A 15,978-nucleotide genomic window follows, 5' to 3' on the forward strand; every position below is an offset into this window, starting at 1 on the left:
ACGATATGCCTCAAGAGAAATTTAAACAGTTAATACAGCGCTACTTTAGTGATGATGATAGAAAGCTCACCATTTCAGCCGGTTCGACTGTTCTTGAGCAAGGCGAGAACAATGATCGGCTGTTTTACGTATTAAGTGGTGAGCTAGAAGGGTATTTCACCGAAGGAAAAGAACTTCAAACAAGAGTGTTCTCTGCATCTGAAGGTGCGTTTATTGGTGTTCACAGTTTCTTCTCTGAAACGTGGATAGCATCTTCTACCGTTGTTGCGAAATCAGATACGCAATTGGCTTGGGTAGACCGATATACTCAAGCATTTGAAGCGCAAATATATGGTCCGTTAACGGCTCAGTTTACTCCTGTGATTGTGAATGAGCTATCACGCAGGCAAAGGCGAGCGACCCAAGAAGCCGTTGCAAAAGAGCAGGCGTTGCAGAAGCTCCACACTGCCGAACAAATGACGACATTAGGACAGTTAGCAGCTGGCATCGCACATGAACTCAACAATGCAATTGGAGTGGTGAGCAGCAAATCTGAGCGTCTAGAGTCGGTATTGTTAGAACTGTTAGAAGAAGTACACCCAGAGGCTAGCCAGTTCTTTGATGCCGGTTTAATGCAAGGGCAAAAGAGCAGTTCTAGTGAGGTTCGTAAACGCGGCAAGTTGTTTGAAAAGCAATATAACTTACCAAAGGATACAGCGCGAGATCTCGCACGGGCAGTTCAAACTGATGAAGTGAACGATCACTGGTTATCATCTCCAAAAGAGGCCATTCGATTCTGGCAAATGGGTCGTGATATTCATGATCTTCGATTGGCGTCAAAACATACGGTTGGTATTGTTAAATCAGTAAAGCAACTTGGTCGAACCGATATCGATTTAGAAGAAGAGCTAGATATTAACGATACGATTAATCGCGCTGTTTCTTTGCTTCAAAGTGATTTAAGAAGGGTTGCTGTAAGAATTCGACCTGCTGACTTGCCTACGTTCAAAGGATCACAAACAGAGCTTGTACAGGTTTGGGTCAACATTATTAAAAATGCATGTGATGCGATGGAAGAGATTGAAAATCCAAGTATCGAAATACAAACACGAATACATAAGAATCGAATTTTAGTTACGGTGAATAACAATGGTCCGGAAATAGAACCTTCAATTCGAAGAAAAATTTTTCAGCCGAACTTTACTACCAAAAAAGGCGGCCTTTCATTTGGCTTAGGCCTAGGGCTCTCTATCGTCAAGCGCATTGTTGCAGGTTATGGCGGCAGTATCGCGGTTAAAAGTGATAGTGAGAAAACAATATTTAGAATCAAGTTACCAATCGAGGGTGAACATGGAGAAGCTTAATTTAATTTGCGTTGATGATCAGCGAGAGGTATTGAGTGCAGTTTTACAAGATTTAGAACCGCTATCAAGTTGGCTAAACATAGAAGATTGTGAATCGGCCGATGAAGTTCTGGAACTGATGGACGAACTAGACTCTGAAGGTGAAATGATCGCTGTTTTAATTTCTGATCATGTTATGCCTGGTAAAACAGGGGTCGAGCTTCTAACAGAAGTCTCAATGGATTCTCGGTTTGGCAATACAAAGAAAATTTTGTTAACAGGTCAAGCGACACACTCCGATACGATTGAGGCGATCAATGTAGCAGGCATTAACCACTATTTTGAAAAACCGTGGAAAGCGGAAACCTTGGTCAGTAGCGTGCGAACCTTAGTAACACAGTACATTTTTGACCAAGGACTTGATTACACTGATTATCAAAATGAACTGGATCAGCAGGTGGTTCTGTCTCGTCTTAGGTAGACAAATACAATAATGCTCAGCACTTGCTGAGCATTATTAATGAAGACTAAGGAGCACTTAAAACAAAGAGTGAGCTTTAAATAGTCGCATACGTTAATGAAATGTCGGGATTGATTGCTTCTAGCGTTGCTTGAGTGTCCGCAACGTGACTAATGCTTCCTTCGTTCATTTCAACTAATGCAGCCGTTTCAATATCGTCAATCGAAGCACCATCCAGCAACAGTTGGATAATCGCAACTTGCAATGGTGGTAAGCTTGGGTTGAACGCCGCGTTCTCCGCATAAGCACCACTATAGACTTTTCCATTACTAAGTCGAAGCGCCACACCACTTAAGTTATTTGTGTAAGGTGCGTGACTACTATTGAGTCTTTGTAATGCGATAGCCACTAGTTCATCATCATCTTTGCAAGTATGCTTATGATCCAATTTAGACATAAGCCCAGTTGTAATGCCTAGGTCAGCAGGCCCGAATGATTCAGGCAAATATTGTTGTAGCGTTTTTTGCTCTCTTTGCGGCAACTGAATAACCAGATTATCGGCCGTTGTCAGTTCATTCATAAACTGACGGCAATGACCACAAGGGCTGAAATTAATGGTGATATCACTAATCCCTTCTTCTCCCTTCATCCATGCATGGCTGATAGCAGATTGTTCAGCATGTACAGTTTGTCCTAATTGGACTCCGAAAATTTCAACATTCGCACCAAAATATAAGCGACCAGTTAGACCACGGACGATAGCACCAACATAAAAATTAGAGAGAGGCGCGTAGGAATAAGCAGCTGCGAAAGGCAGTAAAGCAACACGCAATTGAGCATCTTCTAAGCCAGAGATCTCAAGAAGTTGCTGAAATTGTTGCTTAGAAAGTGTCGCATCAAAATTATCGTCATTTAGAATTGGTGACAAAAAGTTAGATATAGCTTCTGGTGCGTCTTGTAATGCTTGCTGAAGTAGGGTGTTCATTCTGAGACCTCTTATTTTATCTAATATTCATTCTATTGAATGCTAGATAATAAACAGAGATCTAAATCACACAAATGATTGCAATAATAACCATGATTTCATTGCGAGAGTGAAGTCACACATTGTTTGGCCGCTATATCGCAGTTTTAGGCTCTATATTGTTATGAAATCGTAAACCTATAAATGGCTTCAGAGCATCAACCAAACAGCGAAAGCAAAAAATGACGGTGCTAAAATAGATGTAATTACGCCGCAAATTACTAAAGCTAATGAGCTGAAAGCTGCGTCTTTGGCATCTTTTTCTGCACAAGTCGCGGTTCCCAAAGCGTGGGATACCGTTCCCATAGTGAGACCTTTAGCGATTGGGTGAGTAATGTTAAGTAGGTTATAGATAGGGTACGCAAATATTGCTCCAAACAGGCCGACTAACAATACAAATATTGCAGCAATTGCAGGTTCACCACCAAGACTACTCGAAACTTCCATCGCGATTGGTGTTGTAACCGATTTACCCAATAAGCTCGCGATCAACGTAAGTTCTGTTTGCATAAAGACTGCAATGATTGTTGATGTGAACATCGACATAATACTGCCCACGCCACAAGCGAGCATGATGATACGCCAGTTTGCTCTGATCTGTGGCAATTGTTCGTATAGTGGATATGCAAGTGCAACAACTGCGGGTTGCAACAGGTAGTTAATCCATCGATTATCAGCGTAGTATTGTTCGTAAGGAACTTTGAGCCAAATTAATGTAGGAATTAAAATAGCGATACTGATCATTAGTGGGTTAAGCAGCGGATTATTGAGCTTCTGGCTTACGAAGCGAGCGAAAAGGAAAACGATGACGGTAATTGGTAACCACATTACGCATCTCCTTTCTTAAGTAGGCGATCGAGAAAGTAGCCAAGAGTGACAAGAACGATAAAAGTTGCACCAATGGTTCCGGCTAAAATTGGTAAAGCATTTTCAATTAACGTATCAAAATGAAGCATTAGCCCGACACTAATGGGAACAAAAAGCAGAATCATATAGCGTATAAACAGGGTAGCGCTTGGTTTTACCCAATCTACTGAAACAAGACCACTTGCAAGCAATCCAAAGAGAATCAGCATGCCAAAAATACTGCCAGGAATAGCAGTGTTCAACCACGTTTGAATCGCATTTCCTATCAACAAGCTCACGACAATGAGTGCCATAGAAATTACATATTGCATCAACTTAATCGCCATCGATTTGGTACTTTCCTAATTGAGATAACTGAAATGAATAGAATTGAATCGTGTATGAAATAAGTGCCTAGCAAAATATAAGATAGGCACATTACAATGCGAAAACCTAGACTATGATGCGAGCTTCTCTACGTATTTATAGACAGCCTTTAGAATCGCCATTTTCTTCTCATCACTTTCATGTTCATGTGCAAGGTTTTCTAAGTTGAGCATGTAACTCTCAATATTACTTTCAAAGTAATCACGACAATGGTTTGCCCATCGAGCTTGCTCTTGCTCGCTCAAGGTTAAAGGGTAGTGTCTTGCACGGTAACGAAACAGAAGCGGCGCGATACGTTCATCGTTAAATGTAATATCTAAGGCAGCTAAGTTCGTAGGGTCGGTTGATCGAATGATATCCATCGATGCTTTATCGGCAGGGGAGAAAAACCCATCATAAAGCATAGTGTCAACATCGCCGCTTTTCTCATAGTCACGATCAACACTGTACAAACCGATAAGCTTTTCGCGAATCTCAGGGTTTTGTTTTATAAGCGCTAGATTTTTCAAGCACTGCTCGCGATTAATACCAATCTGCTCTGCATTCTCTGCCGTCAATGTTTTCGCTGGCGCAAGAATAGGGCATTTGTTTATGTGAAGAAGTTTAATCGGAACCGGCAATTCATCTTCAGCCAAGTCACTTCGTTTTGTGTATAAACGCTCTCGCAATTCATCGCTACTTAGTTCCAACAGTGGAGAAGGATCTTTTGCTAGATCAACAACAATAGCGGCGTTCTTATTGGTTGGGTGCCAAGCAACAGGAACTATCCAGCTTGTGTAATTGCAGTCACGACCAAACATGCCTGAAACATGCATTAGTGGTGTCATGTTTACAATGTCGATGAGTTCATTGAGCTTACGTTTATGGCGCATGCTCAAAAAGTAGTTAAACAGTTTTGGCTGAGCTGCTTTCAACTTCTTTGCCATTTCAATAGTGGCAATAACATCAGCCATCGCGTCATGCGCATTTTCGTGTTCAATACCATTGGCAACAGAAAGGTGCTCTAGTTTAAAGCTTGTGTGACCTTCTTCATTTTCTGGCCAAACAACACCTTCAGGACGAAGAGCGTGACATGCACGCATTACATCTAAAAGATCCCAGCGAGAATTACCGTTTTGCCAGCTCCAAGCGTACGGATCGATGAAGTTTCGGTAGCAAGTATATCGGGTAACCTCATCATCAAATCGAATGTTGTTATAACCGAGGCTCGTGGTATTTGGCTTTGCCATCTCTTCGTGAATCTTGGCGATAAATTCAGGCTCAGGTAAACCTTGTGACTGCGCTTTTTGCGGTGTAATGCGAGTAATTAATGCTGCTTCTGGATTAGGTAGATAATCAGCTGGTGGCTGACAATAGATAACAAGAGGCTCACCAATAATATTGAAATCTTCATCGGTACGGACCCCAGCAAATTGGCTTGGGCGATCTTTTGCGGGGCTAACACCCCAAGTCTCATAATCGAAGAAGAAGAAAGTAGGTTGCTGCTCTTGTTGCATGGTTGATTTACCAGATAGGTCATTAGCTTAGGGTTATTAGACCATCGCAGGGGTTGTATAGCAATCTGGATATTGGACTAAGGAAGTGTCAATTCTAATCCTACCAATATTAAGAGAGGATCCTAGACAGATGTTACGGATTTTCCAATGGATCTAAAAATTATTCTGTGTGACGGCTCTTAGTTACAAGCGGTTATGTTATTCAGCCGTTAAAGTCGATTTCGTGGTGAAGCGTAATCTATCATCTACAATTAAGTCATCTAGTATCAATGAGTTAATTATGGACCCATTAACACAGGGTGTGCTTGGCGCCTCTTTGTCGCAATCGGTGAGCAAAAAACAACACACAGTTGTTGCGGGAGTTTTCGGGCTACTCGCTGGAATGGCGCCGGATTTGGATATATTAATTCGGTCACAGAGCGATCCGTTACTGTTTCTGGAATACCATCGGCAGTTTACTCATTCACTGTTATTTATCCCTATTGGCAGTTTCATTTGCGCTTTGGTTTTGCATCAATTGCTTGGAAGGCAGCGTGGACTCTCATTTAAGCAAAGCTGGCTTTATTGTGCTTTAGGCTATAGCACTCATGCACTTCTGGATTCCTGCACTTCTTACGGCACTCAGCTGTTTTGGCCGTTCATCAAAGAACGTTATGCGTGGAACACAGTATCAGTGGTTGATCCCGCATTCACACTTCCAATATTAATCATGATCGTTTGGGCTACGTTTAAGAGAAATACTTGGTTTGCTCGTATTGCATTTGTTTGGGCTTTGACTTATCCGACGATAGGGATGATACAAAGGGACAGAGCAGAGGCTGCTGGGTGGCAACTAGCGCAAGAACGGCAACATACACCGATTCGACTAGAAGCCAAACCGAGCTTTGCAAATATATTAGTATGGAAAGTACTTTATGAAACAGAGGAGTATTACCATGTGGACGCCGTAAGGGTCGGGACGTCAGTAAAAAAATACCCGGGTGAATCAATCCCTAAACTCGATGTTAGCAGAGATTTTCAGTGGCTTGATCCTAGTTCGAAACAAGCTAATGACATAGAACGTTTCCACCAGTTTTCAAAGGGTTTTTTAGCACAAGACCCGGTCGACGAACTGAGGATTTTCGATGTGCGATATTCGATGGTCCCGAACCAGTTCAATGCGCTATGGAGTATCAAGCTATCTCCTGAAGCTACTTTGGAAGAACACGTAACGTATACAACACACAGAGATAATACTAAGGACTCAAGACAAATATTCTTTGATATGGTATTTGATTTTTGATGGAGACACGCTTCAATCTTTATTGAGATAGTATTTTTTTATAAAACGCGCATAATCCTGCTATACAACACTTAAAGAAGAAATTATCTATGACTGATTTTCAATACTATTTTCACCAACTCCCTTGTTTCAACTGTAAAAAAACCACAGTAAACACTGATCTTGGTTGGTTAACAGCTGCGATGAAAGAGGATGTCGTAACGCAATTGGCCGAAGTTATCGCGCAAGGCAACCTTGAAGCAGATCTATCAGTAAACGTAACTTGTACCAAAGACGAAGCGCGAGATTACTTATTGCTGAATTTCTACGGTTATTCAGATGAAGAACTAGAGAATCAAATTGAAGCGGAAGATGAGAAAGAAGTAGCAGATGAAATAGCAGAACTGCTGGAAGAAGGTAACGATACGGTAGTTTTTGAACATGAAATCGCACTACAAAGTTGTACTGATTGCGGTGTTGATGAAGAGTAGAGCAAGCGAAATTATCAAAATTTAACATGTCATCAGACCTAACATGATGTTCATTTTGTGTAAGGCGTTAGAAGATATTAATCTAGCGCCTTTTTCGTTTATGGGGTTTGCAGTAGAGAGTTTACAGGTTACTTCAAGTTGGATTAATTAATCTATTCCTGTACTAGCTTGCCCAACCTTCGCGCTTAACACGTAACTGTTTTTCGAATGCGATAACTCTCGTACCAGTAGCCTAATGTATATGTGACGATCGTTATATCGGTTATCGCAAAAGGGATAAAGCTTGTATTTAAGTGTGCTGTTTCTGGATTAAAGAAATTCGAAGTAAACAAATAAACCATAAATAACTTCTCTAGAAATGAATATAGAATGACAGGTTCTCTCCAACGTCGCACATAGGCTGAGGCCGCGATGAAGAACCCCATCAATCCAACCATTATTCCCCAGTGCCTAAATAGGAAAACATAGTTTGAGTCATAGGGGAGGTTATTCATCTCTTTTAATGCAGATTCTGGATTGAGAGCGTAGATCCCTGCATACATGGTGATTAGACCACCAATGACGAGAAATGGTTTGAGAAAGCGATTAAAGAACATAGCTGTACACCTATTTAGGTTTGACTAGTTAAGTGCCAAAATGTTGATTTCAACACGGCGGTTACACGCACGTCCCTGTTGAGAATTATTGTCACAAATTGGGAATCTTTCACCTAATCCATGAGTAGAAACACGGCCAGAGGACACTTTTTGATTCACCAAGTAATCACCTACCGAATCAGCTCTAAGCTCAGATAACTTTTGATTGCTTGAATCGCTCCCTGAATTATCTGTGTGACCTTTTACCTCCAAGCGAGTCTCTGGGTACTCTTCGACAATTAGAGCCACACTGTTTAACGTTGGGTAAACGTCTGAAGATAGATAGTAAGACCCCGAATCAAATCCAATCCCGTTCTCCATAATAAGCTGAAGTTCGTTCTCACTAATACGTTTAACTTGAACGCCTGAATTCACTAATTGTTGACGAAGCGCCTGCTCTTGTTTATCCATATAATATCCAGCACTTCCCCCAACCACACCACCCAACGCTGCACCACGGAGCGCTCTCTTTTTTCGTTCATCGGAGTTATCACCTGTTGCGGCGCCAAGGGCTGCCCCAGCAAGTACGCCAATCATTGCGCCTTTGGTCGCAGAATTTGTTTCCGCTTCTCCGGTGGTTGAATTTTGCCTTTGTGTTGCTTGGCACCCGGTGAGCATAGTAATTAACGAAAGAGCTAGAATTGAATTTTTCATCGTGATGTATTCTCGATTATGTCTAATGCTTTGCTCCGATATATTTAGGTGAGAGCAAAGACTTATTAAAGAAGTTCAGGAGATAGACTAAAAATAAACACCACAAAATTCATCGGTAAATCTACTGCATGGGTATTAGCACTGAATAATATTCGGAGCCAGTTCATCCAGTTTGTGTTGTATGGATTTCTTAATTAATTCACTGCTGTATTGATATAAAGGATGGTTGTGATTTCGTTCAAGGTAGTACATTGCATGGCTGATGTTTTCGGGCAGAAGTTTACTTAACCATCGCGGCTTTAAGCACTGAATTGATTCAGAACACATTGACGCGGCAAGTGTTTCGGTAACGGCGAGAATATCAGAGTGCTCAGCAAGACAACTCAGTACCGACATGCTCGCGGAACGATATTGGAAGTCGAACTTTCCAGGATACTGCCTTTCTAGTATTGCATTAAAGTCGGTCAGCCCGGGGACTAAAATACCTCCAGTCGGGTAGGTGGAAAATTCAGACTGAGTGAAACCTGAAGCCTCCCAAGGATGATGATTTCGAGCAATTACGATCGGTTCGCTAGTCGTTAGTGCCACGGAACGAATAGATTTAGGAGTCTCTATTGGGTAGAAATTTAGCCCAATGTGGACCTCACCATTTTGAATAGCTTCAAAGGTTTTGTCGTTCCAAGTGGTGATATTAAGTTTTGCATTAGGAAACATATCGAAGACCACAGAGCTGGTTAACTCCGTCGCGATGGCCTCTAAAAACACGCTTGAAACGGCAATGGTGAGCTCACCATCAAATTGATTAGGCTCAGCGAAGATATGTGACGATAAACGATTGTCTAACAGTTCAATATGTTCATTCAGACCATGACCAATTTCATCGGCGCGATGGGTGGCGTGAAGCTCATTGCCTGATAAATAGAACAGTTTATCGTTAGTGAACTCTCGTAACTTTGCCAGTGTTTGACTTACCGCCGATTGCGTTATACCCAGTGTGTTTGCTGCTTTTTTAGTACTTCTATGAATATAGATGGCATTAAAAGTTCTTAGGTAATTTAAATTTAACTGTTGATTGTATTTTCGGTACATATTAACTACGACCCCGTATTAATTAGCGGCACTATTTTTCTGTTAATAAGTGAATTAGCAATACTAATATTTCGAATAAGTAGAGTATGAAACTCAGTTTATTTAGAGTGCTTGCCATAACAAATGAGTAATAATTAAAGGCATAGCAATGAATAAATTAAACGCACTAATGACTACCTTAGTCATGGTATCGGTAGGGGTGTCAACGTCTTCCTTTGCGGGTGATAATAATGAAGGACAGGAATATCATGATGCAGATCCGAGAAACAGTTCGTTAAGGGCTGCGGTTTTTTCTGATGATCAAGGAGAGTTAAAGCTGCTTGCAGGAGGCGGTGGCGCTGGGCTAACCAGTGATATTTCACAAACCGTGGGCTTTGCGGAATATTATACTCAGACAAATAATGCAAGGCTTCGAGCGGCGCACTTTGATAGTTTCGGGGGAGTGTATGTGGATGTATATCACCTAGATGATGCCGCAGGCATGTATACGACGGGTTATATGCTCCCCTTATCAAATGATGATGGTACGTTGTTCTTTCCTTCACTGAATTACACCTATGTAGATTTTAAAACCAATGAACTTGCAGATTTGGCTAACGGCATAGCGGGCTCTCCTTTGCCTGCCATTACATCAAGCCAGGTATCGATGGCGCTTGGCGGTGAAGAGGCGCATTTAGGTTCTGTAAATTTATATGCGCTTCACCCTTGGAATGACACGCATTCTTCGGTATTCAATGTAAATCTAGGATCTTCCTATGGTGGCGTTGACATGAATGTTGCTAATCTCATGTGGCTGCAAGGGATAAAAACCAAAGTAGCAGACAAGACAATTAACATAATGTTTGAATTCAAATATGACTTTATCCAACTAGAAAATACCGTTATGGGTAATATTGATTCTGAAGAAGTGACCGCATCAGTTGGCATCGATTACCGTTTCTAAATAAGGGCACGGATAACGTGCCCAAATCGATAATTAAAACGTAAAGTTTGCCCCAATAAAGTGGATACTACCTTCAAACGATCCATGAATTTCCGTGTATGACGCGGTTCGTTCTATTTCTACCGACCCCAAATCTGCATACTCATAGAAGAGATCGATACGAGTGGTATTCCAGTAAGTGCTCGCACCTAGAGAGTAGCGATACTGCTCTCCGACGGGAAGGTCGACCCATTGCTTGGTTGGGTCATCTTGTGGTGAGGTTTCATACGAAAATCCAGCCTTAAGTGCCCAGTCTGCGTTTAGCTGGTAATCCGCACCAACCGCAACCTTCCAAACATCGTCCCAATCTCGGTCGATCGCAAGGGATGGATCTATTCGGTTTAACGGATCGTTATAAACTGGAGTTTCTGAGAACTCGCTCCATTGATGAAATTGGATTGATGACAGTAGGTCCAGCTTTGTTGTTAATTCATAACGACCACTTAAGTCGATGATTGCCGGTATGACGAGCTCAGTTCCAACTATCGTTTCTCTTCCATTAATTAGCTCTCCACCTGACGTTAGTGTCGCCGTAATATCGTCAAAGTCGTGAATTAACTTGGAGCGGTAGCTTAACCCCAATGACCACTGCTCAGCTTGGTACATTGCGCCCATGTTATAGCCAAACGCCCAGTCTGTTGCCATGTCAGATTCAAAGCCAGTCGTACTTACTTCAAGAATCCCAAAATTGACCTGTGCTCCAAGGCCAATCGACCAGTTATCGTCAATTTGAAAACTCAGGTTCGGGTTAATCTGTAATGCTGACATGAAGGCTTTATCAAGATGATTTGCACCGTCCCAGCTATTGCCATATTCAATGGATGACCCGCCTACTGCACCAAAGTTAACACCAATGTGGATGTCTTCATTTAGCTGACGTACGTGAAAGATCCCCAGAGAAGGCATGATGGTTTCTGCATTGGCGTTACCATTATAGCTTCCTATATCATCATAGTCGGTGTAATCCATCTGCAAATACAGAGCCATGGTGTTGATTGTTGTTTTACTCTCGCCCATATGGCTCATGGTGGCAGGGTTTGTCCAGCTAGCTGTGGCAGTTTCAGTATAAACGCCGTCGCCAGCTCCCCCTGTACCAGCGTTGGCTGTGACGGCTTCTTGAAGTAATAAGCCACTCGCATTCGCGAAAGACGAGCAAATTAGTAGAGTTAGAATCGATTTTTTCATAATGTTCACTTAAGTAAAAACGAATGAGTACGCTCACTCATCACGATTAATGTGTTTTAGAGATAAGAGGGGGAAACCTAGCCACCAGTTATGGGCTGGATCATCCTTGATCCGACTAGGTTTCAAAAAGTGTTATTCATTGGCATCAATTCATTTGGCTAATGATGAAAACCAAAACCGTTAAAAATAGACACTGACTTTTTCTTCTGTGGGTAATATCAATAAAGTCACAGATTCGGTGGAAGAGGTTCATGAGCTTATCTACATGCTATATAAGAAATAGATCTGAGCTTTCATTCGAATAATGATGCCCCGAATGACGTTTAAGAAGTTCAAAAATGGAATCGGCTTTTCAGCGTTAACCCACGCTAAACCAACAGCACCGACAGGAATATCGTAACCGTCAGGCTCTGTGATACGTAGACGTACAAAGTGGTGCTTATTTTTGACGTTCTTACCTGTCGTGGCGCGAACATTGGTCTCTTTGGCTAGCAGTGAGCCTTGAGATTCGCCAGTCGCTTCAACTATGCCTTCTACTTGAGCTGAGAAAACCTTGCCCGGATAAATCGCCGTGGAGAACTCAGCCTCTTGGCCGACTTTGATGTTACGAAATGCTTGGTGATTAATTCGCATCAACACGAATTTCTCATTACTAAACATCTTAAGGCGTGGCATTGCTCCAACATATTGACCCTCACGAGCCATAAAGTTCGTAACATAGCCATCGGTAGGGGCGAAGACCTTAGTTTGAGATAAATCCCATTCAGCTTGTTCAAGTGATGCTTGTTTGTTTTTGAAATCTGCTTCTTTGCTCATTACGGTTAGCTGTGATTTCGCCATCAGATTTTTGTTTTTTTCTGATGTAATCAGTGCTTTATCATATTGAGATTCCAAAATTGAAATCTGGCTCTTAGCCATAGCAATCACGGTTCTTTGCTGATCTAGGTTACTCTCAGTAACAGTATTTTTTACCTTCGAGTTTTGATCGACAAAGCGCTTAAGCGTGCGTTGTTTTAATGTCAGATCATATTTTGCTGCAGTAATTTGATTGTTAATAATATCGATATCTTCAAGAGAAGACTGGAAATTAGTAGTGGCTATATTGATGTCTTGTACGGCTGATTTATAGGCAGTCTGTGCAATAGTGACTTGAGCGACGGCTTTATCAACAGCAATGACATAGGAATCATTGGTGAGTTCATACACCAATTGGCCACTGGTTATCTCTTGGTTTGGTGAGATATGAAGCTTTTCAATGTTTCCTGTCACCCGTGTAGAGCCTGGGCGAAGTTGAATATGGGGGGATTGAACAACCGAACCGCCAGAGAGGTCCATTGGCGCCCATGTGATTAATCCGACCCAAACAAACATTAACCAAGCTGTACCACCGCCATAGGCGAATGTTTTAAATGGCCTTCCCCAAGGGATACCGACTAATCGGAGAAGATATATAAATAGAGCCCAAACAGCCAAACCTTCTAACATGGTTATTCTCCTACACTTTCTGTTTGAATAGGTGAGGCATCGTGCCAAATATGGCGAACACGACGGATGCTTTGCTCGACATCTACGAAAGCGATGATGACTGCGACAACCCATACCCAGTGCCAAATGAATCCAATCCAGGTGAGTATCGTGACTAGACCAATTTGTCCGTGTTTCATTTTATCGGCATGATGAATAGGCAATTCATGGAACTTCCAAAATGCATAAAGGGCACCTAAAACAGTGCCAATGAGTACAATCCCTGCAACAACGTGTAATCCAGTGTCGAATCCAGTTTCGACAAAAGGCATGCTAATTAAACTCATAAAGCTTCCTAAAGTGGTGTAAAAAAGAGTGAGCTAGAGTCGTTACTTAATCGGTAACGTGTAACGAAATGTTACGTGTGGTGAGCGGAGAACGAATCAGTAAATTTACTGCTCTGAATGAGAAGCGTACTGAACATTGATCTGACGGGGTATTTTCTATACGAGGAGCCATAAATCTTCCTCAATTACAGATTGAGATCACTTATATGGCGATAGGAAAGATCTAGAGCAGGTATTGTTGGCTTGAAGTTTCGATAAACAACAAGATGTACTCTGTATTTAAGGCGAGTACATCTTAGGGGGGAGGCAGTTAGCTGATCTTAGTTGCACCTTGGGGTTGAATTACTAGCTTCTGAAGCCAATTGTTTGCTGATGGGATAAGGCTTTATGTTTAAGCTGGAGTACGCTCTATTAGTTTAACAAAGAGTTTCCCCAACGCGTTCTCTCCAATGAGTCTTTGAACCCAGAACATCAACTTTGAATCTAATGTTGTTTGGTAACTTAGCTTTGGTTTGTTATCGAATCCCGCTTTCAACATGTTGTTTACAGTGGATTTAGGTGATGAACCTGAATTATAAGCATTTTGCAGAAAGTTATGAGATTTACGAACAATGTTGTCATAAGCTTCCAGTTCAGACGTTGCTTTCATGTCTGCCAGTTGAATCCTATCAAACTCCGTTTGAACACAGCCAGGTTCGATGGTTGAGATGTGTATACCAAACCCTTGAACTTCTTGAGCAAGCCCTTTGGCCATACCATTTAGCGCATGTTTGGTGGCAGAGTACCAGGCGTTCATACTGGTGGAAACACGACCGGCAATGGAAGTTGTGAAGATGATTCGACCTTGCCTACTTTTTCTCATATGGGGCAAGATTGCTCTCGCGATCCTAGCGGCTCCGTAAACGTTTGTATTGAATTGGCTGTGAACTTTTTCTATCGAGGTCTCTTCTACGGGCCCTGCGATAGCGAACCCTGCATTTGCGTACACAATATCGATATGACCAACCTCTTCAATCATGGTTTTAACGAGTTCATTGACTTGTTTTTCATCAGTGACATCGACGCTAAATATGTGGGCTCCATTGGCATCAAGATTAACCATCTTCTCTAGTCGCCGAGCAGCGCAAAACACGGTGTGATTTTTCTCTAATAGGTTAAGGGCCAGATCATTTCCAATTCCCGACGATGCGCCGATGATAAGTATATTTTTTTTAGACATTGTTTGACTCCGAATAATTACGAACCCTCAAATATAAATAAAAGTTCTCGCTACTAATATTCTGTTATTGAAGGAGGGATATTGTCGATATACACACGAGTTAAATAAAATACAGTGTTCAGTACTGGATCAAAATATAGAGAATTAGAAAGTTTGGATAGAGTAAAATTACCGCATAAATCTGGTTTATGCGGTTAGTCGTGTTAGTGAACGTAGATCAAGAGAGGGAGGGCGTTACGATCTATTCTTCAATACCTAAGCCATTTCTCAAAGCAAACTGAACCAGCTCGGTATGATTTTCTAAATCGAGCAGATCCAGCATACGATACTTATGAGACTCTATCGTTCTAGGGCTAAGGAAAAGCTTTTCTGCACATTGTTTTGCCGTATAGCCTTGTGCAAGTAACGTTAGAACGGAGCATTGCTTTTTCGAAAGCAACAGTAATTTTTCACCTTCATTGGCATTATCAGACTGGTCTTGTTTAAGGTTTCTTGTCATTGTTGAGTGCTGCCAATAACAAAGCCAGATATCGCACAGCAGCTTTAGCCGAGTCATTTGCTTTTCGGTTAATGGCGTTATATCACTGTTAAACTTAGAGAATGATAGTGCTCCCCAGTTTTGTCCAAACAGTTCTAGGCGGATAATCCCATGCCAGCGGCCCCCTTCGGAGTGCAGGATCTTAAGTGTGTCGATTTTATGATTCACCATCTCTTCGGCAGTGAAGCTGTGCCAAGGCGCTTTTGAACGAAGCAATTTCATATAATCTTGATAGTTGCCAGGTAGAAACATTTGCTTGTTTAATTCTGGGACACCATCACGGGAAACTGAAACTGTTTTACCGTCGTTAAGTAGAATCATTGAGTTTGGGAAAAGAGTCAGCCGATCGATTTTAAACCAATCCAGAGCGGCTCTAGCAACTTCACGAAAAGTGTCATCAAAGTGCTTGGGTTGGCAGGCGATAAGGGTAGTCGATTGCTGAATGACAAGTTCTTCAAAAGAAATGCTATTGCTTTCTTCTATCATCAATCAGTGCCTCATGTTTTAGGTGAATATAATAAGCTAACGTTATTGATGGGTTAGTGTCAATATTATAATAATATTTTGTATGATTTATA

General features: G+C 41.7%; 17 protein-coding genes. 5 read left to right on the forward strand and 12 right to left on the reverse strand.

All coding sequences use genetic code 11. The annotated features are described in order from the left end of the window. Positions 1-5 precede the first annotated feature (5 nt). Together L4C54_RS00315 and L4C54_RS00320 are read left to right on the forward strand one after the other, a co-directional pair. Entirely contained in the window at positions 6-1,343 is a 1,338-nt protein-coding gene (locus tag L4C54_RS00315; protein ID WP_428806628.1) for a sensor histidine kinase, read from the forward strand. Next, on the forward strand, positions 1,330-1,803 hold the full coding sequence (locus L4C54_RS00320; RefSeq protein WP_428806629.1) for a response regulator: 474 nt from the start codon (positions 1,330-1,332) through the stop codon (positions 1,801-1,803). The genes L4C54_RS00315 and L4C54_RS00320 overlap by 14 nt, the downstream gene beginning before the upstream one ends. 76 nt (positions 1,804-1,879) lie before the next feature. Here L4C54_RS00320 and cdd read toward each other — a convergent pair whose 3' ends face one another. From cdd to sbcB, 4 genes are all read right to left on the reverse strand, one after another. After that, entirely contained in the window at positions 1,880-2,767 is an 888-nt protein-coding gene (cdd, locus tag L4C54_RS00325) for a cytidine deaminase (protein WP_428806630.1), read from the reverse strand. A gap of 189 nt (positions 2,768-2,956) precedes the next feature. Next, a complete protein-coding gene (locus L4C54_RS00330) occupies positions 2,957-3,634 on the reverse strand; it encodes a CidB/LrgB family autolysis modulator (protein ID WP_428806631.1) in 678 nt (225 codons plus the stop codon). Then, positions 3,634-3,999 carry a CidA/LrgA family protein gene (locus L4C54_RS00335; RefSeq protein ID WP_428806632.1) on the reverse strand — a complete coding sequence of 122 codons (366 nt, stop codon included), beginning with the start codon at positions 3,997-3,999 and terminating at the stop codon, positions 3,634-3,636. Before L4C54_RS00335 ends, L4C54_RS00330 begins: the two co-directional genes overlap by 1 nt. Before the next feature lie 111 nt (positions 4,000-4,110). Then, a complete protein-coding gene (sbcB, locus tag L4C54_RS00340; protein ID WP_428806633.1) occupies positions 4,111-5,535 on the reverse strand; it encodes an exodeoxyribonuclease I in 1,425 nt (474 codons plus the stop codon). 280 nt (positions 5,536-5,815) lie between these two features. On the opposite strand from sbcB, the gene L4C54_RS00345 reads away from it, so the two are divergent. Together L4C54_RS00345 and L4C54_RS00350 are read left to right on the forward strand one after the other, a co-directional pair. After that, entirely contained in the window at positions 5,816-6,817 is a 1,002-nt protein-coding gene (locus L4C54_RS00345; protein ID WP_428806634.1) for a metal-dependent hydrolase, read from the forward strand. 89 nt (positions 6,818-6,906) lie between these two features. Beyond that, complete coding sequence (locus tag L4C54_RS00350) at positions 6,907-7,287, forward strand: hypothetical protein (RefSeq protein ID WP_428802122.1); 381 nt, start codon at positions 6,907-6,909, stop codon at positions 7,285-7,287. Positions 7,288-7,472: 185 nt separating this feature from the next. On the opposite strand, the gene L4C54_RS00355 is transcribed toward L4C54_RS00350, so the two are convergent. The 3 genes from L4C54_RS00355 to L4C54_RS00365 form a co-directional block, all read right to left on the reverse strand. After that, on the reverse strand, positions 7,473-7,883 hold the full coding sequence (locus L4C54_RS00355) for a hypothetical protein (protein ID WP_428806635.1): 411 nt from the start codon (positions 7,881-7,883) through the stop codon (positions 7,473-7,475). Positions 7,884-7,907: 24 nt separating this feature from the next. Then, positions 7,908-8,576: a YiaD family glycine zipper/OmpA-like lipoprotein gene (locus L4C54_RS00360; RefSeq protein WP_428806636.1), complete on the reverse strand. Its 669-nt coding sequence runs from the start codon at positions 8,574-8,576 to the stop codon at positions 7,908-7,910. A gap of 135 nt (positions 8,577-8,711) precedes the next feature. Then, positions 8,712-9,665, reverse strand: a complete 954-nt coding sequence (locus L4C54_RS00365) for a LysR family transcriptional regulator (protein WP_428806637.1) — start codon at positions 9,663-9,665, stop codon at positions 8,712-8,714. Between the two features lie 148 nt (positions 9,666-9,813). Between L4C54_RS00365 and L4C54_RS00370 the strand changes: the two genes are divergently transcribed. Further along, on the forward strand, positions 9,814-10,608 hold the full coding sequence (locus tag L4C54_RS00370; RefSeq protein WP_428806638.1) for a hypothetical protein: 795 nt from the start codon (positions 9,814-9,816) through the stop codon (positions 10,606-10,608). Positions 10,609-10,641: 33 nt separating this feature from the next. Here the strand turns inward: L4C54_RS00370 and L4C54_RS00375 are convergent, their stop codons facing one another. The 5 genes from L4C54_RS00375 to L4C54_RS00395 form a co-directional block, all read right to left on the reverse strand. After that, positions 10,642-11,832: an OmpP1/FadL family transporter gene (locus L4C54_RS00375; protein ID WP_428806639.1), complete on the reverse strand. Its 1,191-nt coding sequence runs from the start codon at positions 11,830-11,832 to the stop codon at positions 10,642-10,644. Positions 11,833-12,093: 261 nt separating this feature from the next. Beyond that, positions 12,094-13,317 carry an HlyD family secretion protein gene (locus L4C54_RS00380; protein ID WP_428806640.1) on the reverse strand — a complete coding sequence of 408 codons (1,224 nt, stop codon included), beginning with the start codon at positions 13,315-13,317 and terminating at the stop codon, positions 12,094-12,096. A 2-nt stretch (positions 13,318-13,319) separates the two neighbouring features. Next, positions 13,320-13,643: an MFS transporter gene (locus L4C54_RS00385; RefSeq protein WP_428806641.1), complete on the reverse strand. Its 324-nt coding sequence runs from the start codon at positions 13,641-13,643 to the stop codon at positions 13,320-13,322. A 391-nt stretch (positions 13,644-14,034) separates the two neighbouring features. Then, positions 14,035-14,862: an SDR family oxidoreductase gene (locus L4C54_RS00390; protein WP_428806642.1), complete on the reverse strand. Its 828-nt coding sequence runs from the start codon at positions 14,860-14,862 to the stop codon at positions 14,035-14,037. A gap of 241 nt (positions 14,863-15,103) precedes the next feature. Further along, positions 15,104-15,883, reverse strand: a complete 780-nt coding sequence (locus L4C54_RS00395) for a response regulator transcription factor (RefSeq protein ID WP_428807375.1) — start codon at positions 15,881-15,883, stop codon at positions 15,104-15,106. Positions 15,884-15,978: the final 95 nt, after the last annotated feature.

It is taken from the genome of Vibrio lamellibrachiae, assembly GCF_050337265.1.
Lineage (GTDB): Bacteria > Pseudomonadota > Gammaproteobacteria > Enterobacterales > Vibrionaceae > Vibrio > Vibrio kyushuensis.